Annotated in this window: 4 protein-coding genes (1 of these 4 only partly in view); all 4 read right to left on the reverse strand. The window is 72.4% G+C overall.

What is annotated here, in order from left to right:
* Tightly spaced (each overlapping or abutting the next), the 4 genes in view from K5607_RS09760 to K5607_RS09775 form a layout consistent with a single transcriptional unit that may run on beyond the window.
* Positions 1–831 carry an SDR family oxidoreductase gene (locus K5607_RS09760; protein ID WP_221046899.1) on the reverse strand — a complete coding sequence of 277 codons (831 nt, stop codon included), beginning with the start codon at positions 829–831 and terminating at the stop codon, positions 1–3.
* Positions 818–16,435 (reverse strand): SDR family NAD(P)-dependent oxidoreductase, encoded by a 15,618-nt coding sequence (locus K5607_RS09765; RefSeq protein ID WP_221046900.1) that lies wholly within the window; start codon positions 16,433–16,435, stop codon positions 818–820. The genes K5607_RS09760 and K5607_RS09765 overlap by 14 nt, the downstream gene beginning before the upstream one ends.
* Positions 16,432–19,983, reverse strand: a complete 3,552-nt coding sequence (locus tag K5607_RS09770) for a MupA/Atu3671 family FMN-dependent luciferase-like monooxygenase (RefSeq protein WP_221046901.1) — start codon at positions 19,981–19,983, stop codon at positions 16,432–16,434. The genes K5607_RS09765 and K5607_RS09770 overlap by 4 nt, the downstream gene beginning before the upstream one ends.
* A protein-coding gene (locus tag K5607_RS09775; protein WP_221046902.1) for an SDR family NAD(P)-dependent oxidoreductase crosses the window boundary here: on the reverse strand, positions 19,980–25,574 show its 3' portion. Its footprint extends 8,982 nt past the window's final position; the window shows 5,595 of its 14,577 coding nt (coding positions 8,983–14,577); its start codon lies off the right edge, out of view; its stop codon occupies positions 19,980–19,982. The genes K5607_RS09770 and K5607_RS09775 overlap by 4 nt, the downstream gene beginning before the upstream one ends.

The raw sequence follows: 25,574 nt of genomic DNA on the forward strand, positions 1-25,574 counted from the left end.
TTAGGGATTCGCCATCACTTCCGCCACCATCGCCGAGCCGGAAAACGCCTGGCCGCCGTCGGCGATCAACGCCACGCCGGTGAGCAGCGAAGCCGCCGGCGAAGCGAGGAACAGCGCCACCGCCGCCACGTCCTCCACCGTGCCGAAGCGGCCGATGGGCACGTAATCGCGCAGGGTTTCCACGTCTTCCTGGGTCAGCAGCCGGCCCAGGCCTTCGGTTTCCTCGATGGGGCCCGGCAATACGCTGTTGCAGCGGATGCCGTGCGGGCCCCATTCCAGCGCCAGGCCGCGCATCAGGCTGTCCATGCCGGCCTTGGCGGCGCCCACGTGGCATTGGAAAGCGAAAGGCATCAGCGAATTGGTGGCCGAGACGAAAATGATCGAGCCGCGGGTTCTCTTCAATTGGGAAAAAGCGGCGCGGGCGGCGTTGAACGAGCCTTTCAGATCCACGTCGATCACCTTGGAAAAGCCCGACGCGCTCATCTGCTCGGCGGGGGCCGGAAAATTCGCCGCGGCGCCCAACACCAACACGTCGATGGGGCCAAGCTCCTCCTCGCAGCGGCGGCAGGCGGCTTCCAAGGTGTCGATGCGCTCCACATCGGCCACCAGCGGCAACACCCGCCCGCCATAGGCGGCAAGCTCCCGCGCGGCGTCCTCCAGGGTGGCGGCGGTGCGGCCCAACAGCGCCACTTGCGCGCCCAGGCTGGCGAATCCGCGGCCGATGCCGCGGTTGATGGTGCCGCCTCCCCCGGTGATCAGCACGGTGCGCCCGGCGAACAGCCCGGGGGCGAAGGTGGCGGCGAAAGGACGATCCCGTTCATTCATCGGCATAATTCAACTCCAAGGCTTCGGCAACGCTGATTTCTCCGCGTTCCAAGCGCGACAATACCTCATCCAGGTCGGCCGTAACCGGCGCGGACGCCGTTTCCGCCGGGACGTCGCCGCCCTGGCGACTCCAGAATTCGGCTTCCCGGTTGACCGGCGCGGCTTCGCGGCGGCGGTTGATGACTTCCAGCAAGCGCTTGGCGCGCCGCTTGCCGCCATCGCTCCCGCTCGTCGGTGGCGCGGCGGCGACGCCGTGTTCCCGCGCCATGTAGCCGGCCAACTCGCGCACGGTCGAATAATTGAACAGCGCGGTGCTCTTCAAATCGATGGCGTAGGCGGCGTTGAGGCGGCGCACCAGTTCCACGCTGAGGATGGAATCGGCGCCGTGGTCGGCGAAACTGTCGTCGACGCCCAATTCGTCCGCTTCCAAGCGCAGCGTTTCGGCGATCAGGCGGCGCAACGACTGCTCCAGTTCGGACAGATCGGCCGCGACGGCGGCTGGCGACGACGGCGGCGCGGCGCGGGAAACGGCCGGCGCGGGCCGGGCGCGGCGACCCGGAGCCGGGGCGAAGCCGTCGGCGACGGCGGCGATGACGCTCTGCAACGGATGCTCGCCGCCCCTAGCCAGCGGCAGACCGAAACCGGCGGCGACGCTGAAGCCCGCCTCCGCCAGCGCCTGGTTCCAGCGCGCCGGGTCCAGCAGCGGGCCGTGCGGGCAGCGCCGTTCGGCGTCGCGGAACGCCCACCAGCCCGGCGTCAGGCCGAAGGTGAGCGTGTTGACGTCTTGGCGGCTGGTGGCCTCGTTGAGCACCAGCAAGCCGCCGGGGGCCAGGGCTTCCTTCAGATTGGCCAGCACCTCCAGCAAATCCGGCGTGGCGTGCAGCACGTTGGCCGCCACCAGCACGTCGACGCTGCCCGGTGCCACGCCCTGCGGCCCCAGCGGCAGGGTCACGTCCAAGCGCCCCGATTCCAAACGCAGGCGCTGCGGGTCGAGACGCTCGGCGGTGGCCGCCGCCAAGCCGGCGCTAAGGTCGGTGAGGCGGTAGTGCCAGCCGTCCAGTTCGGCCAGCGCGTCCAACACGAAGCCGCTGGTGCCGCCGGTGCCGGCGCCCACCTCCAGGATGCGCACGGGATTTTGCGCGGAACGCTCCGGCAGGGCGCGCACCGCGCCGGCCACGGCGGCGGCCGCCAGCTTCTGGAAGTGGTCCACCACCGGATTGCCCTGGTAGAGGGCCGCCACCGCCGCCGCGTCGCCGCCCTGGAACAGCACCGAAGCCGCGTCGCGGCGTCCCGCCACCACGTCGCCCAAAGCGCCCATGCAGGTTTCCAGCAGGGCCAGAGTGGGCGCGGCGGCCGGCGCGTCCCGCTCCAAGCGGGCGCGTTCGGCCGCCACGTCACCCACCGCCGCGCCCTTGGACCGCCCCGCCCCGTCCAGCAGGCCGGCCCGCTGCAGCAATTCCGCCAGCGCCGCCATCAGCGGCCGGTAGTCGGCGTTGGCGCCCAGCTTGTCCGCCAACGCCGCGCCGTCCAGCGCGCTGCCGGCGGCCAAAGGCACGCCCAGTTCGTCCAGCGCCTGCCACAAACGCCGGGCCGCATAAGCGTTGAGGCTGTCCAGGTCGGGATCGGCAAAACGCTCCGCGGCCTGCTGCACCGCCGTGGCGGCTTGGCGGGCGGATTCGGCCAACTGCTTCGGCGCGTCGGCGCGCCATTGCACGGCACGGCCGGTGTCGATGCCCATGGGGCTCAACAACCGCTCGGCCACCCGCAGCACGGCGGCGCGCGGCAGTCCCGCAACGACCACCCGCTCCAGGGCCTCCAGCCCTTCCTGGTCGCGGATCGGCAGCACGCCGAGGCGGGCCAGATGGGCCTGGTGGGCGGCATCGGCCACCGCACCCGTTTCGCCCCAGTAGCCCCAGTCGAACACGTGCACCGGATACGGCAGGCCCTGCGCCGCCGCATCGACGAAGGCGCTGGCGGCGGCATACGCCGCCTGGCCCGGATTGGCGGTGAGGGCGTTGCTGGAGGAAAACAGCAGCAGGCCGCGCGCGGGCCGGCAGGCCGCCGCCAGATTGGCCAGTCCGACGCTTTTCGGCGCCAGCACGCGCAGCAGGGTGTCCGGGGTGAGTTCGGCCAGCGGCGCGTCGCCCATCACCAGGGCGGTATGGGCCAGCCAGGCGATGGGACCCAATTGGGCCTCGGCTTGCGCCACGGCCGACGAAACCGCCGCCGCGTCGGCCAGGTCCGCTTGCAGATAGCAGGCGGGCCGGCCTTGCGCCCGCAATGCCTGCAGCGCTTGCTCGGTGGCCGGATTGGGCTGGGGAGCGCGGCCGACGAAGGCCACGGACACGCGGGCGCGCGCGGCGGCGTGGCGCGCCAGCAAGCCGCCCAGTCCGCCGGAACCGGCGACCAGCAGCACGTCGCCGTCGCGCCAGGGCGACGCGGCCGGCGGCAATTCCAGCGGCGCCAGCACCCGCTGCATCAGCAAGCCGTCGCGCCACAGGCGTTCCGGCGGCACGGCCTCGCCGCCGGCCTCGCGCGGCAGGCCGTGCAATACAGCCGCCGGCAGCGGCCGGCCCTGGGCCGCCTCTTCCCAAACGGCGGCGGGCAAGTCCAAGGCGACGGCGCGCCAGTCGCTGCGCTCCCTGGCGGCGGAGCGCAGGAAGGCGGCTGCCGCGGCACCGCCGGCGCCCGACCCGGCGTGCGCCTCGCGGGTCAGCAGCAAAACGGCTGGCGGCCGTTCGGCGGCGGCCCAGCCGCGCAGCAGTTGCAGCAGGCTTTCCAGCAAATAGCCGGTGCGCAGCGCCTCGCCCGGCAAATCGCCGGGCGTCCCGCCCAGCACGATGGCCACCGCGTCCGGCGTGCCGGCCGGCACCTGCGCCAAATCGCCGCTGGCCGCGCCCCAGGCGGTCGCCAGGGACTGGGCCACCGCATCGCCCGGCCGCTCCGCCAGCACCCAGGCGCGGCGTGGCGTCCAATCATCGAGCGGCGCGGCGATGGGAGTCCATTCCGGCCGCAACACACGCAAAGGCGGCTCATCGGCCGAGTCGGCCGACTGGCCCGGCGCGGTGGCGCGGAAATCCTCGATCCAGGCCACCGCCGCGCCGTCGTCGTCCAACAGGTGGAAATCCACCGCGATACCCTGGCCGTTCCCGCCGTCGCAGCGCCGCGCCGCCAGGCGGCTCGCGCTTTCCAGCGCGCCGGCAACGGCGATGCCGCCGATGCCGGCCGGCAGCAGGGCCGCGCCGGCCAGGCGGTCGGGAATCAGGGCGAAGCAAAGCTGGAAAGCCGCGTCCAGCACCGCGTCCGGCGTCATGCCCGGCTCGAGGCTAGCCAGGCAGACACCGTCGCCGCGCCGCACCTCCCGCAGCCCCCGCAGGGACGGGCCGTACTCGGCCCCGGCCAGGGCCAAGGCCGCATAGACGGCCGGGCCGTCCAGCGTTTCCGGGCAGGCGGCGGCCAGGGTCTCGATATTCGGCGGCGGGGACGCCGGGCTTGCGGCGGAAGCGGCGCGGGCTTGCAGCAAGCAAGCGCCGTCGGCTGCGCGCACGGCGACACGCTCGCCGTCCCGTTCGACCCGCACCTCCAGTTCGCCGTCGGCCGGCGCGATGCCCGGCACCGGCCAGGCGACGTCGCGCAAGGGCGTACCGGCCGCTTGCAGCGCCAGCCACAGCGAGGTGGCGCCCGGCAGCAGGCGGCGTCCGCCGATTTTGTGGTCGGCCAAGGGTGGTTGGCCGCTGGCGAAACGGTGCGACGCAGGGTGCGGCAAGGCGCGAACCGCATCGTTCGCGGCCGGCGCTATCTTCACCCACAAACGCCGCTTGGCGAACGGATAGCCGGGCAACCCTACCCGCCGGCCCGGCATGACGGGGGGCGCGGCGCCTTGCGCCCAGGCCTCGGCCAGCGCCGCCGGGTCGGTGGCGGCGCTGGCCGGAGCGGCGCGCTTGGCCGCCATGCCGCTGTATACGCCCGCCACACCGGCGGCGCCGTCGGCGAAACCGCGCAAGGCGGCGGCCAGTTCTTCGCGGCCGTCGCCCAGCACGGCCAAACGCCAGGCCAGCGGCTTGCGGCCGGCGGCCAAGGTGTGGGCGATGTCGCGCAAGGATAGGCGGCGGCCGGCGGCCGACAACAAGAATTCGGCCAGTTGCCGGGCGCGGCGGCGCAAGGCTTCCTGGTCGTGGGCCGACAACAGCAAAACCCGGCTTTCCGGCGCGTCGGCGGCCACCTCATCTGCAGGCGCATCGCCGGCTTCGAGGATGACGTGGGCGTTGGCCCCGCCGGCGCCGAAGGAACTGATGCCGGCGCGCAAGGGAGCGCCCTGCGGGCTATGCCAGGGTTCGCCCCGCGTGACGATGCGGAAGCCCGTGCCGGCCAGATCGAGGCCCGGATTCGGCGATTCGGCGTGCAGGCTGGGAACCAGTTGCCGTTCGCGCATTTGCAGCAGCACCTTGGTCAGGCCGGCGATGCCCGCCGCCGACTCCAGGTGGCCGATATTGGATTTCACCGAGCCGATGGCGCAGTTTTCCGGCATGGCTTGCTCGAAAGCGCGGGCCAGGCCGCGGATTTCGATGGGATCGCCCAGGGGCGTGCCGGTGCCGTGGGCTTCGATGTAGGACAGGCTGGCCGGATCGACGCCGGCGCGGGCCAGAGCCATGGACACCGCATCGCCCTGCGCCACCGGATTGGGCACCGTGTAGCCGCTGGTGCGGCCGCCGTGATTGAGGGCGCTGCCGAGGATCACGCCGAGGACGCGGTCGCCGTCGGCGCGAGCCCGCGCCAAGGGCTTGAGCACCAGCGCGCCGATGCCTTCGCCGGGCACGTAGCCGTCGCCGCCGGCGCCGAAGCTGCGGCAACGGCCGTCCGAGGCCGCCATGCCCGCCTTGCTGAGGATCCAGTGCCGGCGCGGATGCAGGCACAGGTTGACGCCGCCGACCAGCGCCATGTCGCAGTCGCCGCCGCGGATGGACTGGCAGGCCAGGTGGATGGCCGACAGCGACGAGGAGCAGGCGGTGTCCACCGCCAGGCTCGGCCCGTGCAGGTCGAGGAACGCGGACACGCGGTTGGCGATGTTCCAGTAATCGGCGTTGGGGCCGATCAAATTGCCTTTTTGTGCTTCTTCCGGGCCGAACAATTGGTAGTCGCCGTACATCACGCCGACGAACACGCCGCAGGCGCGCCGCGCCCGTTCCCGCTCCGGCAGGCCGTCGAACATGCGGTCGGGATCGAGACCGGCGTCTTCCAAGGCGTTCCAGCACACTTCCAGGAATTTGCGCGCCTGCGGGTCGAGGGTTTCCGCCTCCAAGGGGGCGATGCCGAAAAACCGCGCGTCGAAGCAATCGGCGTCCTCGATGAAGCCGCCCCATTTGCAATGGGCGGTGTCCGGCCGGTCGCGGTCCGGGTCGTAGAACCCTTCCAGCGGCCAGCGCTGGGGCGGAATTTCCCGCACGCAGTCGCGGCCCTCGCGCAAATTGTTCCAGAACGCATCCAGGTCTTCGGCCATGGGGTACAGGCCGGCCATGCCGACGATGGCGATGGCGTCCGCCGCTCCCCCGGACTCCGTGGGAACGGCGCGTTCGGCGGCGCTCGCCGTCGACGAATGCGGCGCGGCCGGGGCGGCGTTGCCGCTGTCACTGGGAGAGCGTCGGCCGAGTTCGTGCGATTTGATGCGCGCCAAGTGGGCCGCCAGGGCGTTGGGCGTGCGGTACTCGAAAAACAAGGTCTTCGCCACCGGCCCCAGGTCCTCTTCCATTTGCCGGTTCAGCTTCATGATGGCGATGGAATCGATGCCCATGTCCTCGAACGGCGTATCCGGCTCGATGCGTTCGTGGGGCAGCTTGGTGATGCCGGCCAGCAGGTCGCGCAGGTACTGGAAACCCGTCCCGGCCGGCAGCGCGCCGTCGGCGGCGGACCGAGCCGGAGCGGCAGCGGAGCGCAAGCGGCCGATCAGGCCGGGACGGCCGTACAGCGGCGTCGCCACAGCCGCATCCAGCGCCAGCGACCGCGCCAGCAAATCGAAGCCCGATTCCGCCGGCAGCGGCGTCATGCCGATGGCTTGCAGATGGGCCACCGCCTCGGCCGGCGGACTCATGCCGCCGTCGGCCCACAGCGGCCAGTTGAGGCACAGGGTTTTGCCGGCCCGCGCCGCGCGGCATTCGGCGAAGGCGGCCAGGCAGGCATTGGCCGCGGCATACTCCGCCTGGCCGATGGAGCCGAACGCCGCCGCGGTGGAACCGAACAGCACAAACGCCTCGACCGGATCTTGCCGGGTCAGCTCGTCCAACAAGCGCGCGCCATGCACTTTGGCGGCGAACACTTCGGCCAGCGCCCCCTCATCATTGCGCAGCAGGAAACCGTCGCGCAGCACGCCGGCCAAGTGGTAGACGGCGCCGATGGGGCCGAGGCTCTCCCGCACCGCCGCCAGCGCGGCCGCCAGCCCGGCGGCATCGGCCACGTCCGCCGCCAAGGCCATTACCTTGGCGCCCTGGCTTTCCATATGGCGAATCGCCGCTTGCGCCGCTGCGCCGGGCGGGGTGCGGGACAACAGGGCGATATGGCTCGCGCCCTCGGCGGCCAGCCGTCGGCCCAGCGCCAAGCCGATGCCGCCCAAGCCGCCGCTGATGAGCGCCACGCCGTTGGCGGGCAAGCGCTGCAACGGCGGCAATACCGCCGGCCGCGCCCAATCCGCCGCGCGGCGCAGCCCGTCGGCGCCGTAGCGCAACAGCGGGTCGCCGGCGTATTCGGCCACCGCTTCCCGCGCCAGGGCGGCTGCGGCGTCGACGCCCGCTTCCGCCAGCAGCACGCGGGCGTCCAGGGCCGGCGCTTCCAAACGCAGCGTCCGATAGAGGCCGGCGATGCCGGCCGCCGCGAGCCCGGCCGGCGCATCGACGGCGCAAAACGCCAGGGACAGCAACCGCGCGCCGTCCGGGCGCGCCGCCAGCAGCAGGGCCCGCGCCAAATTCAACGCCTCGCCCGTCGGCGGCAGCGGGTCGGTCTGTTCCGCGCCGGCGTGCACCACCAGCAGCGGCGCCGGCAGCTCAGCCAGTTGGACCGCCAGGTTCGGCGCGCCGTCTTCCGCGCTGATCGCCAGCAGCCGCGCTTGCGGGAAGGACCGGCGCAAGCCGGCCTCCAACCGGGCGTCGCCGCCGGCCACGGCGATGGCGGCGGGTTCCGGTAAACCGGCCAACGCCGCTTCCACCCGCCAGAGCGGCAGGTGCACTTGCGCCACATCCCTCCCCTCCTCGGCGGCGGGCGCCAAGCGGCGCGCCGTCATGCCCTCGAAAGCCGCTAGCGGCGCACCGCTTTCATCGAACAAGCCCACGCTAAACACCAGGCTGTCCGGATCGGCGCTCTCCTCCAGCCGCGCCTGGGCGTAGCACGGGCCGACCGGCCGGCGCCACACGCGCAGTGCCGCCAAGTGGTGCGGCACCCACTGCTCGTCCGGCAAACGGGCGTCCCCGCCGTGGCCGATGGCGGCGGCGGTTTGCAAGGCGCCGTCCAGCAAGGACGCGGACAAAAGCAGCGCGTCGTGTTGCAGGCCGGCGGCGGGAACCAGCTTGGAGCGGGCCGCGCCCGCGCCGATCTCCACCCATTCCACCACCCGCAAGGGTGCGCCGTAGACGAAACCGGCCCGCTCGAAACGGGCATACAACTCCCCGCCGGCCAAGCGGGTGGCGGCGGCAAAATCCGCCGGCGGCTCTGGCACGGCGCCCTCCGCCTGGCGACGGCCGCGCGCCAGGGCCCAGCCATCGGCGCTGACCAATTCGACGCTGTCCGTGCCTGCCGCCACGCGCAACCGGACCGGCGTGTCCTTCTCCGCCAAGGGGCGCAGCCAGGCCACATCCGTCAGGGCGGCGGCGTCGCCGCGCAGCAGTTCCAGCCCCAGGGTGCCGGGCAGGATGCACTGGCCGCCGACCCGGTGCGCCGCCAGCAGCGGGTGCTGCGGCGTTACCGCATAATCCCCGGCGGGGATGGCGCCGTCGCCGCTCGCCGCCTTAGCCATCGGCATGCTCCAGAAACGCTCCCGTGCGAAGGGATAGGCCGGCAGCGCCAGCGGCGCGCGCCTGGGACCGAACAGTGCGCCCCAATCGGGCGTGTCGCCGGCTTCATAGGCTTGCGCCAAGCGCGCCAAGTCCCGCCCCTCGGCCCGATGGGGAATATGGCCGGCGGCGACCGGCCGGGGCGACGCGTCTTGCGCCGCTTGCCGCAAAGCGGCCAATAACGTCGGCCGATCTTCCGCCAGCAGCGCCCGCCGGTAGCGCCAATGGGCGCGGCCTTGGCCCAGGGTTTGCGCCAGCCGCGCCAAGTCGGCGGTTTCGTTGGCATGCAGCCAATCGGCCAAGTCGCCCAGCCGGCGTTTCAGCGCCTCGGCATCGCGGGCGGAAACGGCGAACAGCCAAGGGCCTTGCGAATCGGCCGCGGCCGGTTCGCCGGCATCCGCCGCCTGCAGCACGATGTGGGCGTTGGTGCCGGAAAAGCCGAAGGACGACACGCACGCCTTGAACGCCCGGCCTTGCGGCCAGGGAATGGAGCGGGTGGGAACGAAAAACGGGCTGTCGGCGAAATCGATGTGCCGGTTGGGCTCCGCGAAATTCAGCGACGCCGGTATGCGCCGGTGGCGCAGCGCCAACAGCGCCTTGGCGATGCCGGCCATGCCCGCCGCCGCCATGCTGTGGCCGATGTTGGTCTTGACGGAACCGAGGGCGCAGCCGCCGTTGCGGCCGGTGTAATGGCGGAACGCTTCGGTGAGCGCCTGCACCTCGATGGGGTCGCCCAGCCGGGTGCCGGTGCCGTGGGCTTCGACCATGCCGAATTCGGACGGGTCCAATCCGTAACGCCGGTACACGTCCAGCAGCAGCGCGGCCTGCGCCTCGGACGACGGCGCGGTGAGCCCCGCCGTGCGGCCGTCCTGGTTGATGCCGGAGCCGGCGATCACCGCGTCGATTCGATCGCCGTCGGCCAGCGCGTCGGCCAAGCGCTTGAGCACCACCACGCCCGCCCCTTCTCCCGGCACGAAGCCGTCCGCGTTATCGTCGAAAGTGCGGCTGGCGCCGCTGTGGGAAGCCATGCCGGCGTCGGCGAGGTAGAGAAAAATATCCGGTGAAATCAAATTCACCGACACGCCGCCCGCCAAAGCCAGGTCGCATTCGCCGGAACGCAGGCTCTGGCAAGCCTGGTGCACCGCCACCAGGGACGAGGAGCAGCCGGTATCGATGGGGAAAGTGGGGCCGCGCAAATTCAGCACGTAAGCCATGCGCGCCGACAGGATCGCCATGGAACTGCCCAGGGTGCGCAGACCGGGAGCGCCTTCCGACTGGTAATTGTTGGCCGAGGCGCCGATGAACAAGCCGCAGCGGCCGCCGGACACGGTTTCCGGGCTCAGGCCGGCGCTTTCCAGCGCTTTCCAGGCTTCCTCCATCAATACCCGCTGCTGCGGGTCCATGACTTCCGCTTCCGCCGGGGTGATGTTGAAGAAATAGGGGTCGAAGCGGTCGTAGTCTTCGAGAAAGCCGCCCCAGCGGGCATAGGTCTTGCCCGGCCCGCCGGCCGGATCGAACCAGGGCTCCAGGTCGAAGCGATCCACCGGGGCGATGGCGTGGCGGCCCTCGTCCAACAGGCGCCAAAGGGCGTCCAGATCGGGCGCCCCGGCATAGCGGGCGGCCATGCCGATGATGGCGATGGCGTCCGGCGACGCCTCCCCCTGCCGTGCGGATGGCCAACGATCCTGCGGCGCGTCGTCCGCCGGGTGGCGGCGCGCGGGCGCTTGCGGAACAGCCGCCGATGCGGCGGAGGCGCGCCCGACCCGGCCCGCCTGTTCCGGATAAGCCTCCAGCAAATGCGCCGCCAGGGCGGCCAGATTGCCGTGTTTGTAAATGTCGGTGACGCGCAGCGGGCAGCCCAGCGCGGCCAGCACTTCCTCGGCGATTTGCGGCGCGATCAGCGAGTCCACCCCCATTTCCATAAACGGCCGATCCCGCTCCAAGGTGGCGGCCGGCGTGTCCAGAACGGCGGCCAGAATGTCGCGCAGCGCCGTTTCCAGCGCGGCCCGGCTTGCCGGCGGCGCGGCGGCGGGCGCCCCGGCCTCGTTCGCCGGCGCCGCGCCGGAATGCCGCGCCGGCGCGGTGCGGCGGGAGTCCGCCGGCGCCGCCGATTGGTAGGCCAGCAGTATCGCTTGTCCGCCAACGCTGCTTTCCGGCCGTCCACCGCTGTCGTACGCCCAGCGGCCGCGCAGGCCGGCGCGGCGCAAGATGTCCCGCCAACCGGCGATGCTCAGGATCGGCCCGTCCTGCAACCGGCATTCGGGATCTTCCGCCTCCCACCAGCCGTCCAGCAGACCGAACGTCAGCGTGGCGAAATGGTCCGGCTCGACCATTTCGTTGACCAGCACGATGCCGCCCGGCGCCAGCAGCTCGGCCACGTGGCCCAGGGTGGCGCGCATGTCCGGCGTGGCGTGCAGCACGTTGGAAGCGACGATCACGTCCCACACGCCGGTGTCCATGCCCTGCTCACCGGGCGGACGAGCGATGTCCAGCACCCGAGCGCCGCCCAGGCGGTTGCCGAAGCGGGTTTGGCCATGCCGCACGAAAGCCCGAGAAACATCGGTATAGAGATAATGGCAGCGGCCCTCCAGGCCGGCCTCGCGCAGGGCGTCCAGCACCGGCCCCGCGGTGGAGCCGGTGCCTGCGCCGATTTCCAGCACGCGGCGGGCGCCCGCGGCCACCGCTGCGGCCACCGCCGCCGCCAGCCGCCGGCCGCAATCGGCCAGCACCGGCTGGTCGCGGTATATCGGCTCCACCCAATCCATGGAGCCTTGCGGAAACAGCACCTCGGTGGCGGGCAGCTCGCCGGCCAGCACCTGGGGCAGCGCCGCCAGGCAGCGGTCCAGCAAACGCAATGCCGCCCCCAGGCCGGCGTCGTCTCCGGCATCGACCGGCGCGCCGCCGGTATTGGGCGTATTGGGCGCGGCAGGGGAAACCCGGTGGATTTCGCCGTTTTCCCGCCGCAGCAGGCCGCGCCGCAGCGCCATGTGCAGCAACGCATCGGCCAGGCGCCGATGGCGCGGCAGCAGCGCCAGCTTACGCAGCGCGTCCTCGGCGCCGACGCTCGCGCCGGGCGCAAGGCCGCGGCTGGACAAAACCGCCGCCAGGCCGGCATCGATGCGCGCGGACAACCGCGCCGCCGCCTCCCGCGAGCCGGCCTCCTCCCCTTCCGCCACGGAGCCGGTTTCCATCGCCCGCCGCGCCGCTTCCGCCAGGGGCGCGGCGTGGCGCTCCAGCGCCGCCGGCGCTACGCCCACGTCCAGCCAGGCGGACGCCGCCAGTCGGGCGTGCACCGTTCGCGCGAACGGCTGGCGCAGCAAGTCGTACAGGCTTTCGCCGATGGCATCGGGCGACATGGCGTAGAGGCCGGCGGCGCCCATTTGCGCCAAGGCTTCCGGCGGAAAGTCGCCGCTGTCCCACAAGCCCCAGTGGATCACCCGAACCGGCTTGCCCAAACGCTGCGCCAGGCCCAGGGCGTGGCTGGCCTCGAAGGTGCAGGCGGCGCAATAGCTGGCTTGGCCGTCGTTGGCGGGGAAACCGGCGAAAGCGCCGATGGAGGAAAAAACCGCCAGCGCGGCGATATCCCGTTGCGCCAGGGCGTCCGCCAAATTGACCAGGCCGGCGACTTTGGGCGCCAGCGCCGCCGCGAACTCCGCCGGAACCGCCCGCTCGATGCGGGCGAAAGCCGGGTCGACCGCCGCCTGGATCAACAAGGCCGCCGGGCCGAACTCGGCCAGGGCGGCGTCCAGAGCGGCATTCAACGCCGCGCGGTCGGCGATGTCCGCGGCGTGATAACCGGCCTGGCCGCCCAATCGCCGGATTTCGTCCAGCAAGGCCTGCCGCGGCGGGTCCAGCGGCGCGCGGCCGATCACGCTCACGCGGGCGCCCCGGCTCCGCGCCAAGTGCTTGGAAACTTCGCGCCCCAGGCGGCCGGCGCCGCCGACGAAAATGACGTGGGCGCCCGCCGGCAGTTCCACCGGCGCCGCGTCGCCCGCGCCTCCCAACGGCTCCAGCCGCTGGGCATAACGCCGGCCGCCGCGCAGGGCCACCGCTTCGCCCAGTTCGTCGCCGGGGTCGCCGAGCAGCTGTTCCACCAGCGCAGCGTCCGCGGGCCGCGCCGGCTCCAGGTCGAACAAACGCACCCGCCACTCCGGGAACTCCCGGCCGGCGGCCTTGCCCAGGCCCAGCGCGGCGGCGCCGTGCGGCTGCGGCGGCGTTTCGCCGGGCAACACCGCCAGGGCGCCGCGGGCCACGATGCGCAAGGTGACGTCCAGGTTCAGCTTGGCCAGGGCTTGCAACAGCCGCAGCAACGCCGGCGTGTTATCGCCGCCGCCGTCCAGGAACCAAACGGCGGCGCGGCGCGGCAGCCCCGACAGGGCCGCCGGAAAATCCGCGTCGAACGCCAAGCGGCGCGCCTCCGGGAATTGCCGGCACAGGGCATCCGCCAGCGCGTCGCCGGCCTCGGCGGCCACCACCAGCATGGCGTCGGCGGCATGGCCGTGGGCGACGGCGGGCAGCTCCCGCCAGGCGACGCGCCAGCTCGCGGCGACGGGGGATTCGGCCGCTGCGTCCCGTTCGCCGGGGGCGGTGGCCGACAGGTTCTCCGCCGGCTGCGCCGACGCCAACACCAAGCCGTCCATGCGCAACAGCGGCTCGCCCGTGCGGCCGTGGATGACCACGTCCACCGTTTCCACCGCGCGCGCCGCTCCTGGCCGGCGGCGGCGGGCGTGCAACCAGTAGCCTTGCGGCGGAAGCTCCGCCAAGCGCTGCAAGCGCTCCAGGCGGGCGGGAAAGCGCAAGACCGGGCCGCCGGCTTCGGCGCCGGCCACCGCCGCCGCCGCCGTACGGATGGCGGCGTCCAGCAAGGCCGGCGCCACCGCCAACCCCTGGGCCGGCGCGTTTTCCAGAAACGCCAGCGCCTGGACGCCGTCGCTGCGGATGCGGTCCGGCCCCGGAAAACTCGGCCCCAGATAAACGCCCGCCGGCGCCGCTTCGCCGCCATCCTCGGCGGCGGGCAGGCTTTGCCAAAGGGTTTCCGCCGGCAACGGCTCCAACGCCGCCGGCTCGTCCCGCGACAGGCGGGCGCTAAAGTGGGCGACGCCGTCCCGGCTGATAGTCAATTCATCGTCGGCGATGGCGGTGGCGACCGGCGTGGCCGCACCGATTTCCAGCGGCTTGAGCCAGGCGAGTTGCGCCAGGGCGGCGGGCTGCGCCGCCTCCAGGGCCATTTCCAGCATCACGGCAGCGTGCAGCAGCGCTTGGCCGCCGACCTGGTGATCCGCCGCCAGCGCCTCGTCGCCACGGAATACGCGCAGGAAGCCGCCGTCAGGCTGGGCTTCGCCCAACAGGGAAGCGGCGCTCTCGGCCTCCGGCAAGGTACGCCCGCCCCACAGGCGCGGGCCGCGGAACGGATAGGCCGGCAGCGCCAGCGGCGGCTTCCGTGCGCAGGGCAGCCAATCCGCCTGGGGCGTTTCGCCGGCCAGCCAGCGCATTACCAGCGGATGGCCCGCGTCGCCGTCGTCTTGGGCAAGCTTGCGCCGCAGTTCTTCCAAAGAGGCGGCGCAAGCGCCCCAGCGACAGGCCATGGGTTCGCGGTGGAACAGCAAAGTGGCGGCCACCTCGGCCGGCGCCGCGTCGGGATGCGCCGCCAGCCAATCGGCCAGGTCGGCGCGGCGGCGCGCCAAGTCTTGCGGCGCAGCGGCGGACAGCAGGAACGGCAGGGACGAGGCGATCGCGTTCGGCTCGCCCTCGCCCGCTCCCGCGGGGAGAGCGCCAGGGTCCGCTCCAGCAGCGGTCACGGCGGCGGCCTCCTGCACGATCACCTGCACGTTGGTGCCGGACAGGCCGAAAGAACTCACTGCCGCCCGGCGCGGCCGGCCGGCGGGTTGCGGCCAAGGCGCGGCGCCGGCGGAAAAAAGCAGCCGGCCGTCGCCGGCCGGGCCTTCCGCCAGGTGGGCGTTCAGCTTGGCGAATCCGGCGATGGGCGGAAACACGCCGTGCCGCAAGGCCTGTATGGCGGCGATCAGGCCGCCGATGCCGGCCGCTTCCGACGCGTGGCCGGTGCAGCCTTTCAGCGCCGACACCCGCAACGGCGCGTCCAGCGGGCGTTCGCCGTAGACTTCCCGCAACGCCGCCGCCTCGATCGGGTCGCCCAATCGGGTGCCGGTGCCGTGGGTTTCGATCAAATCGACGCTGTCGGCGGAGACGCCGGCCTTGCGCAATACCGAACGCAGCAGCTGGGCTTGGGCCAAGGCGCTGGGCGCGGTGATGCCATTGCTGCGCCCGTCCTGATTGGCGCCGCTGGCGAGTATCACGGCGTCCACCCGGTCGCCGTCGCCAAGGGCGCGCGCCAGCGGCTTCAGCACCACGCAAGCGGCCGCCTCGGCCACGACGATGCCGTCGGCCGCATCGTCGAACGGACGGCAAGCGCCGCCGGGGGACACCATGCCGGCGCTGGCCATGGCCTGGAACGGCTGCTCGTCGGCGAACAGACTGGCGCCGCCGGCGACGGCCAGGTCCACCTCGCCGTCCAGCAACGCCCGGCAGGCCAGGTGCACGGCCATCAGCGAGGACGAGCACGCCGTATCCAGCGTCACCGCCGGACCGTCCAGATCGAGGAAATAGGCCAGCCGGGCGGCGGTCATGGACGGCAGGCTGCCGGTCATCACATAAGCGTCCATCGCCTTGCCGGTGAGCGCCACGCTGCGTTCGTGGCCGCTGCCGGCGGCCCCGGCGTACACGCCGACGCGTCGGCCGGAAAGCGCCGCGCGGGTCAGGCCGGCGTGTTCCAGGGCGCGCCAGGCTTGTTCGAGAAACTGCCGTTGCACCGGATCCATGGCGGCGGCCTCGCGCGGCGACAGGCCGAAAAAGGCCGCATCGAAGCGCTCCGCGTCCACGAGAAAGCCGGCGCGCGGCGCGGGCGCGGCCCAATCGCGGCGGCGGTAGGCGGGCATCGGCGACAGCAGCGAGCGGCTTTCCAACAGCGCCCGCCAGAGTTCGTCCGGGTCGGCGGCGGCGGCGAATTTGCCCGCATAGCCGATGACGGCGATGGCTTGGGGATTGGACGCGCCGAATGCGTCATGGGAATCGGTGCCCTGCGGCTCGCTCTCCCCCTGAGAGAGGACCGGAGTAAGGGTGGATAAAAAGCCATGGCCATTTAATTCCCTCACCCTAGCCCTCTCCCGGAGGGAGAGGGGACCGGAAGGCGGCGTGTCCTGAGTAGAACCCGGGAGAGAATCCATGGCATTGCCGTCGTTACGCTCCGCAACAGCGGCGTCCGGGACCAGCGACGCCACGTGGGCCGCCAGCCGCCGTGCGTCGCCGTGGCTGAACAGCGCGTCCACTCCCAAACGCAGGCCGAAAGCACGGTTGACACGATCCAGCAAGCGCACCGCCAGCAAGGAGGAAATCCCCAGATCGGCGAAGCTGCGGTCCGGGTCCACGCGCCCGTCCGGGGTGGCCAGCACATCGGCCAGCAGCCGGACGACGGCGTCCAACAAATCGGCGGGAACGGCCGGCGGCGCGGCGGCGGCCGGAGAGGAGGACAGCTTTTTGAGACGTTCGGCGTAGGGGATCATGTCGTCTCCATGACTTGCAAATTCGCCGCCAGCGGATCGCGGCCGGGCGCTGCCGGGCGGGCGTGGATCAATACGTACAGCATCAGCCCTTCGCTCAAAGCCTGGCCGAAAGCGTCCCAGGAACGCTGCACCGCCTCGGCCAGCGGAAAACTGCCGGTGCGGCCCAGCTCGCCGGCGGCGCGCGCCTCGTCGGCCAGCATGGCGTCCAACTGCGGATCGGCGAGGAAATGGGCGATTTCCCGGGACAGGTCCACGCAATCGACGATTTCCAGGCCGTGGCGGGCGAACAACCGGGCGTAGTCGCCGCGCGGCAGGGTATGGCTGCCCACCTCGCGCAAGTCCACCGGCGCCACCGTGCCGGCCACCGTGTCGGCCAGCACCACATGGCCGTCGGCGGCCAGCGCCCCGGCGATGTTGGCGAACAGCGCGTCCTTGTCGGCCACGTGATGCGCCACCTCGAAACCGAAGATCAGTTCGAAGCGGCCGGGGAAGCGGTCGCGCGCCGAATCGCGGTTCTGCACGGTCAACCGCGGCGCCAGGCCGCGCGCCTGGATGCGCCGTTGGGCGGCGCGGGCCTGGGCCGGCGACAGGGTGTATCCGACGCCCTCCAACTGCGGGTGGGCTTCCGCCAGCACGATCAAGTCGGTGCCCAGGCCGCAGCCGATGTCCAACATGCGCCGGACCTTGGAAAAATTCACCGGGTCGAAAGCCACGGCGCGCATTTCCCGTTGTTTTTCCAGCAACAAGCGATGGTGTTGCGGATGCCGTGACGGCTCCTGCATGGTGCGGGTCCAGGAGAACCCCGGCACCGGTTGCGGGAACGGCGCCAAGGTCAAATAGGTTTCGCTGAATTCGCCGTGGCCGTCGCGGGTTACGTAATCGTAAAAATCGCCTACTACCGAATCCCCCGCCGCCGTCCCGGCTTCCGGCGCCAGCGGGAAGCGGAGCGGCCGCTCGGGCGGCGGCGGCGGTGCGGCGCGGCGCTCGCGGGGCGGCGCTTGCACAATCACGTGGGCGTTGACGCCGCCCAGGCCGTAAGCGTGGACGCCGGCGCGGCGCGGCGCGGCGGCCGAAGGCCACGGCCGGGGCTGGAGATTGACCCGGAAAGGCGTCGCGGCGATGGGGTTGTCCGCCTCCAGATCGCCGCCGGCGGCCTGGCCCGGCAACACGCCGTCGCGCACCGCCAGCACCGCCCGCGCCAAACCGGCGAGGCCGCCGGCCGCGTCCAGCGAGCCCATGGCCGCCTTGCCGGAGGCCAGGGCGATGCCGGCGTCGATGCGGGGTTCGCCTTGCCGCCGCCACAGTTCGGCCAAGGCCGCCAACTCGGCGTGGTCGCCGGCGCCGCCGGCGCCGTGGGCTTCCACATACCCCACCGAGGCGAGCCCCACGCCGGCGTCCTCCAGGGCTTCCGCCATGCAGGCCGCCTGGCGGTTGGCGTTGGGCAGCAGCAGGGTGCCGCTGGCGCCGCCGTTGTGGTTGGTGGCGCTGCCCAGGATCACCGCGTGGATGGGATCGCCGTCGGCCAGCGCCGCATCCAAAGGCTTCAGCAACATGGCGCAGACGCCTTCGCCGCGCGCCTGGCCGTCCGCCGCCCGGTCGAAAGGCCGGCAGCGGCCGTCCGCCGACAGCACGCCCAGGCCGCGCAGGGCGCGGGATTCGCCGTCGCTGAGCAGCAGGCTGGCGGCGCCCACCAGCGCCGCCCGGCACTCGCCCTGGCGCAGGGCGCGCACGGCGCGGTGCACCGCCACCAGCCCGGACGAACAAGCGGTGGCGATGACCTCGCTGGGACCGCCCAAATCGAAAGCATGGGAAATACGGTTGGCGGCCAGGGCGTGAATCCTGCCCGTGGCGGCCAGCGGTTCCGACTCGTCGACGGCCCGTGCCGCGTAGCTGTCCGAATAGAGCGCGACGAACACGCCCGTCGCCGAGCCGGCCAGTTGTTCCGGCCGCATCCCGGCGTCGGCCAGGCAGCGCCGCGCGGCGCTCAACAACAGGCGCTGGTGCGGATCCATGGCGGCGGCCTCCACCGGCGCCAGGCGGAACGGCTCCGGGTCGAACCATTCCACCGCGTCGATGAAGCCGCCCAGCGCCAGGGCCGGCCGCGCCGCGCCATAGCGTCCGGCGGGAGGCGGGACCAAAGCCGATTGGTTGGCGGCCAGGCCGGCGGCCAGGGCGTCCATATCCGGCGCGCCGGGGAAAATGCCGCTCATGCCGACGATGGCGATTTCGCCCCCCCGCCCCTCTCCCCGGGGGCGAGAGGACGGAAAGGCGCCGTCCCTGACATCCGGCGGGACGGAACGGGGAGGCGTCGCCGGCACTCCGTTCCATTCGTCCCGCAAAGCCGCCAAATGGGGCAAGCCTTCCAACACCAGCGCGTCGTCCGGGCCGAAGTCGATCAGGCAGGCGACTTCGTCGACGCCGGCCTCCTGGACTTCTCGCAACAAAGCGCGGCAGTTGGCGGCCGGGCCGAACAGGGCGGCGCTGCGGGTATAACGCTCGGTGGCATAGCGCGCCATTTTCTCCCGCTGCGCCTCGTCCAAGGCCCGCCCTTCCGCGCTGGCGTGGCGCTGGGCGTCCAGCGCGTCACGCACGTAGCGGGTGAACGGCTCGCGCACGGCGTCCATGACGCGCGCCTCGTCCGGGTGCACCAGGCTGTGCAGCATCAGCGCCACCCGCCCGCCGGCCGGGTCGAGCCCGGCGGCGCGGCGCGCCTCCCGGTATAGGCGGATGCGTTCGGCGGTGTCCTGCAGCGTGCCGCCCAGCAGCATGGTCAACACGTTGAACCCCTGGGCGCCGGCCCATTGGAAGGTCTCCGGATTGCCGGTGGCGGAAATCCAGATGGGCGGCTCGCTTTGCAACGGCGCCGGATAGGTGCGCACGGCGATGTCGTTGCCCTCGCCGTTGCGGAACGGCACGCTCTCGCCGCGCCACAAACGCCGCACTTCGTCGATGCGCTGTTGCATCACCGCTTTGCGGCCGGCGAAGCAATCCGGCGCCAACACGAAATCGTTGGGGCTCCAGCCGCTGCCGAAGCCGAGCTCGACCCGCCCCTGGCTCAAGTTGTCCAGCATGGCCCAGGCTTCGGCGACGCGGATGGACGGATTGAGCGGCAGGGTGATGCTGCCGGCGCGCAGGCGGATGTTTTCGGTCAGGCCGGCCAGGGCGGCTCCCAGCACGGCGGGGGCGGGATAGGCGCCGCCGAAACGGTGGAAATGCCGCTCCGGCAGCCACAGCGCCGTGAAGCCCAGCCGGTCGGCGGCGGCGGCGGCGCGCTTGACCAAGTCGTATAAACCGGCGGCGGGCGGCTGTTCGGCGGAAGCAGCGAAGAACATGACGCTGAAATCGAGGCGGCGGGCACCAGGGGTGGCCGCGACACCCGCCCCCGGCGAGGGGCCGGAAGCCGGAAGGCCGGGAGGTTCCTGGTCAGGGGCGCGGAACTGGGCGGCGAATTCGGCCGGCGACAGCACCGCCCCGTCCGGCGCGGCGCCCGCCAGCAGGTCGAGGATTTCCCGGCTCAGGGATCCGGCGTGTTCCGGGGGATTGCTCACGATGCCTCTCCAACTTCGGCCAAGGCGAGCGCCAGGCGCTCGACGGTGGGGTTCTCGAACAGCATGACCGGCTCCACCGGGCGCTGCAACCGGCGTTGCAGGCGCTCGGCCAAATGCAGCGCGCGGATCGAATCCAGGCCCAGCTCGGCGAAGGAGGCCCGCGCCATCAGTTCCGGCGGAATTTTCAGGTAGTCGGAGCAAACGGCCAACACCGTATCGGCGCAGGATGCGGCGGACGATACCGGCTCGCCGGCCGTCGCCGCCAGGCGCTGGCGCAGGTAGTCGCGGTAGGCGCGCAAGGTTTCCCCATCCAGCCCCGCCAATTGCGCTTCCCAAGACGGCGCCGCGCCTTGCAAGCGGCGGACGATGGATTCGACGGCCGCGGCCGGGCCGCGCAACACGCCGTACGCGCCGCCGCCGTGCCGCAGGATTTGCTCCAAAGCGTCCAGCCCCGCCGCCGCGTCAAGGGTGGCAAGGCCCGCCGCCGACCACAGATCCCGCTTCGCCGCGTCCAGATAGCGGTCGTATTCCCACTGCGGCCACGCCACCGAAACCAGCGGCGACTCGCCGCCGGCCAACGCCAGGCCGTCTTGGTAACCGCAGGCCGCCGCATAATCCGCGCCGCCCTCCTGCCCGGCCCAGGCGGCCAGCGAGGAGAAAAACACCAGCCAGTCGGGCCGATGCTCGCGCAACGCCCGCAGCAAATTGAGGCTGCCGTCGGTCTTCGGCGCCAGGGTCGCCGCGGCGCTTTGCCCCTCCATGGCGAGCAACGGCGCCGGGGCGACGCTGCGCGCCATATGCAACACACCGTGGATGGCGCCGTGGTCGCGGCGAATGGCGGCCAGCGCCGCCGCCAGCGCCGCCGGGTCGCCGATGTCGCAAGACCGGTAAGCGACGCCCGCCGGCAAGGCCGCCACCGCGTCCGCGGCGGTGCGGCCGAGTATGGCCACCCTCGCCCGGTAGCGGCCGATCAGCGCCTGCACCAGTTGCCGGCCGACCTCGCCGAGGCCGCCCACCAACACGTAGCAGCCCCCTTGGCGAAACGCCGGGGCGGCGCTCGCCGCCGTGGCCGCCAGCGGCTCGATGCCGACGCCCAGGCGCTCGCCGCCGCGGCGCAGGATTTCGCCGCCGCCCGGCGTGCCCAGCACCGCCAGCTCTTCGGCGATGGCGGACGCGGCGACGGCGGGCGCAGCCGGCTCCAGGGCCAGGGTGCCGGCCAGGCAGCCGGGGGTTTCGGCGGCCAGGGAGCGGAACAGCGCGGCGATGGCCGAGGACGCGGGCAGCGGCGCGCCGTTCTCGCCCAAGGACGCCACGTGCAGCAAGCGCCGGGGGCCAGCCGCCCGCGCCGTGTTCCGGGCCAGCTCCAGCGCCGCCCGTATCGACGGCGTGGCATCGTCGGCGCCGGCCCGCGCTTCCACCACGACTAGGCACTGTTCCGTTTCGCGCTCTTGACAGGCCGCCAGCTCGGCGCCGTCCGGGGACAGGCGTTCGACCCGGTGGCCCAGCTTGGCGAGGGCATCGGCCAGCGCCGTGCCACCGCCGATCAGCAGAATATCCAGCGGCGGGTTGCCGACGCGGGGCAGCGGCGCCGGCCGCCAGCGCCGCGCCAGCAGGTGGGTGGACATCGCCGCGTCGCCGGCCTGTTCCGGCACCGCCGGCCTCGCCCCGGCCAGACCGCCGGGCGGCGCCGGTTCCACGTCGATCCAATAACGTTGCCGGTCGAACGGCGAGGTGGGCAGAGATAACGGCCGGGCGCGCGGGTCGCCGTCCAGCGGACCTTCCGGCCGTGCCGCCGCGGGAACTTCGCCCCGCGCCAAGGCGCGCAAGGCGGCCAGCAACTCGTCCAGGTCGTGGGCGGCAATCCAGGCGCCGTGCCGCTGTTCGACCCGGCCCAGCCGGAGGGTGCGCCCCAGGTCGGCCAGCAGGGTCGGGTTGTCACTGCCGGCGTGGCTGTCCGCCATGCCGGCCACGGCGTCCGCCATGCGGCCGGCCAGCTCGGCCAATTGCGCCGGGCTGCGCGCCGACAACGGCAGCCATTCCGGCGAGGCCGGCACCGCCCGGCGCGGCGCGGCCGGCGCTTCCTCGACGATGAGGTGGGCGTTGGCGCCGCCCGCGCCGAAACCGGAAATCGCCGCCCGCCGCGGCCGCCCGGCCGGCTTGGCCCAGGGCTCGGCTTCCAGGGGCAGGCGGAACGGCGTTTCGTCCCAGCGGATCAGCGGATTCGGCGTGGCGGCGTGGCGGGCCGGGGCGATGGTCTGGTGGCGCAGTTGCAGCAGCACCTTGATGAAGCTGGCGATGCCGGCCGCGGACTCCAGATGGCCGATGTTGGCCTTCAGCGTACCCAGCGGCAGTTTGCCGGCGAACGCGTCGCCCCCCAGCGCGCCGGCGAGACCGGCCGCCTCGATGGGATCGCCCAGTTCCGTGCCGGTGCCGTGGGTCTCCACCAGGCACAGGCCGTCGGCGCCGATGCCGGCCCGGGCCAGCGCGGACTGGATCACCTGGCTTTGCGCGCGCGGATTGGGCACGGTGTAGCCGCCGGTCTTGCCGCCGGCATTGACGGCGCTGCCGACGATCAAGCCGTCGATACGGTCGCCGTCGGCCAAAGCGCGCGACAACGGCTTCAACAGGGCCACGCCCACACCTTCGCCGTCGACGAAACCGTCCGCCCCCGCGCCGAAAGCGCGGCATTCCGCGCCGTCGGCAATCATGCCGGCTTGGCCCAAATTGACCAATTGGCGCGGATGGGCGATGACATTGACGCCGCCGGCCAGGACCGCGCCGCATTCGCCGCGCCGCAGGCTTTCGCACGCCAGGTGCAGCGCCGTCAGCGAAGAGGAGCAAGCGGTATCCAAGGCGATGCTGGGGCCGTCGAAGTCGAGCAAATAGGACACCCGGTTGGGGATGGACCAGAAATGGCTGCTGGCGGCCCGGTCGTCGCCGCCACGCCAGGCCTCGGCGGCCAGCCACTGGTAGGCGGTGTTCATCACGCCGCAGAACACCCCGACCGAACCCGACGCGCCGCCGGCCCGCGCCTGTTCCGCCAGCCGGGCCGGGGTGGTGCCGGCATCCTCGATGGCGTTCCAGCAAGCTTCGATGAACAGCCGCTCCTGCGGATCCATGCTGTCCGCCTCCAGCGGCGCGATGCCGAAAAACAGCGGATCGAAGCGGTCTATGCCGTCGATGAAGCCGCCCCAACGGGAACGGCAGCGGCCCGGCGCGGGCGCGCCCTGCCCGCCCCGATCCAAGTACAACTCGTGGTCCCAACGGTCGGCGGGCACCGGCCCCAAAGCGCTGCGCCCCTCCCGCAGCAGCGACCAGAACGCGTCGGGCGTGTCGGCCCCGGGGAAGCGGCCGTAAAAGCCGATCACTGCGATGGGTTCGTCGCGGGCCGGCAGCGGCGGCGCGACGGCGGTTGCGACCGTAGCCGGGGCCGCAACCGTCGCCGCAACGGCCGCGCCTTGTTGGGCCCCCTGTTCCAGCAAGCGCTCGGCCAAGCGTTGCAAGGTGTTGTATTCGAACAGCAGGGTGCTGCCGACCCAGGGATGGTCGGCCGCGATGCGATTGCGGATTTCCATGGCCGACAGGGATTCCACGCCGTAGCGCTCGAAGGTGTCGCCGGGGCGCATATCGGCCGGGTCGACGCCCAGCACCGCGGCGAAGACGCCTTTCAGGTAGTCGAGCATGGCGGCCAGCTGGTCCCCGCCTTCGGCATCTTCGGCTTCACTATCCACGAAGCCAGGGACGCGCAGCTCCTTCTCCCCCTGGGAGAAGGTTGGGATGAGGGGATCAAAAGGCCGCGACCTTTTTGTCTCGCCCTCACCCCGCCCCGCTCCTTGGGAGAACCGGGCGACGGGCATCCAGCCGTCGGCCACGGCCGTAATGAGGCTCTGGCTGCTGTCTGCGGCCTCCCCTTCCACCCCCACCAGCAGCGGCTGGACGAAACCGCTTTCCGCCAACAGGTCCAGCCAAACGGCGGGCGCCGCCGCCGGGCCGTCGGGGAAGCGGCTGTCGGTATCCTCCGCGCTCCACCACTGCGGCGTCAGGCCGAACACCAGCGTACCCAGGTCGCGGCTGGCAGTGAGTTCGTTGAGTACCAGCCGTCCCGCCGGCGCCAGGCGGGCTTTCAGGTGGCTCAGGCTGGCGGCGATATCGCCCGTGGCGTGCACCACATTGGCGGCAACTACAATATCCCAAGCGGCGTGTTCGGCCGGATCGGCCGCCCGGCCGATGTCCAGCGCGCCGGCCTGGATTTCCCAGCCCTCCTCCGCGCAACGGTCTTGCAGGCTTTTGGCCAGGTAGGGCGACAGGTCGGTGGCGCAGTAGCGCACGTGCCCGCGCCACGGCGCGAGCGCCGCCAACAACGGCAACGTGCTGCCGCCGGTGCCGGCGCCCACTTCCAGGATGCGCACCGGCCCTCGGCCCGCCCGCAAGCGGGCCTCCGTCTCGGCCGCCACCGCCGCGCCCAGCAAGGCGTTGGCGTGGTCCGACACCGGATTGCCCTGATAAGCGACGGACACCAAGCCGGTGTCGCCGTCGGGGAACAACACCGAAGCGCCGGCCAACTCACCGCGCAGCACCGCCGGGTAGGCGTCCAGGCAGTGCTCCAGCAAGCGGCGGTTGGCGGCCAGCCACGGACGGTCCGCCTCCAATGCCGCCAATTCCGCGCTGCGCTCGGCCGACACCCCATCCAGATCCGCTGCCGTTTGCAAACGCCACAAGCCGTCGCGCTGCTCCGCCAGGCCGTCGGCGGCGAGGCGCGCCAACAGCGTTTGCGTCAAGCGCGCGTAAGCCGGTGCGACGCCCAGTTCCTTGAGCAAACGAGCCGGGGTCAAGCGGCGGCCGGCGGCGGCGCCGGCCATGCCGCGCAAAATGCCGGCCAGCCGCGCCAATCCGACGCTTTCCAGCGCGGCGAAAGCGACGCGCGCCGACTCCAGGCCTTCCGGCGGCGCCAAGCCGCGCAAGCGCTCCGCCAGCGCCGCGGCGTCCAGCACGGCCGGGGGAGCGTCCGCGCTCCGGCACACGGCGCCTTGCTCCAGCATTTCAATCGCGGCCATGCGCTGCGGCGCCAGCCGCACGGCGGCCACATCGGCTCCGGCGGCCAGCGCCGCCGGTAAAATCTCCGCCCCCTGAGCCGGGGCGATGGGCAACACCCCCTCGGCGGTAAAGCGCGCCTGGGTGGCCTGGTCGGCCACCGCGCCGACTTCGCCCCACAAGCCCCAATGCACCAGGCTCACCGGCAGGCTTTGCGCCCGCGCCGCCCGGCCCAGCGCCGCCAGGGCGGCGTTGCCGGCCACGTAATTGCCCTGGCCGTGCTGGCCGAGGAACACATTGGCGGAAGAAAACAGCAGCATGGCGCGCGGCGGCTGGTCGCCGAAAGCGGCGATGAAAGCCGCGCCCGCCGCCGCGCGCGGCGCGAAGGCGGCGAGGAAGTCGGCATCGTCCATGGCCGCCAAGGCTTTGTCGCGCAGCACCAGGGCTCCGTGCACCGCCAGGCGCACCGGGCCGAAAGCGCTACGCGCGCGCGCCACCGCGTCGGCCAAGGCGGCGGGATCGGCGGCGTCGGCCTGCAGGTAAAGCCCGTCGCCGCCCAG

It is taken from the genome of Methylogaea oryzae, assembly GCF_019669985.1.
Taxonomy (GTDB): domain Bacteria; phylum Pseudomonadota; class Gammaproteobacteria; order Methylococcales; family Methylococcaceae; genus Methylogaea; species Methylogaea oryzae.

What these genes read in the sequence shown, in the direction of transcription:
- K5607_RS09760 (WP_221046899.1), bottom strand. Translation starts at nt 831, where the DNA reads ATGCCGATGAATGAACGGGATCGTCCTTTCGCCGCCACCTTCGCCCCC.
- K5607_RS09765 (WP_221046900.1), bottom strand. Translation starts at nt 16,435, where the DNA reads ATGATCCCCTACGCCGAACGTCTCAAAAAGCTGTCCTCCTCTCCGGCC.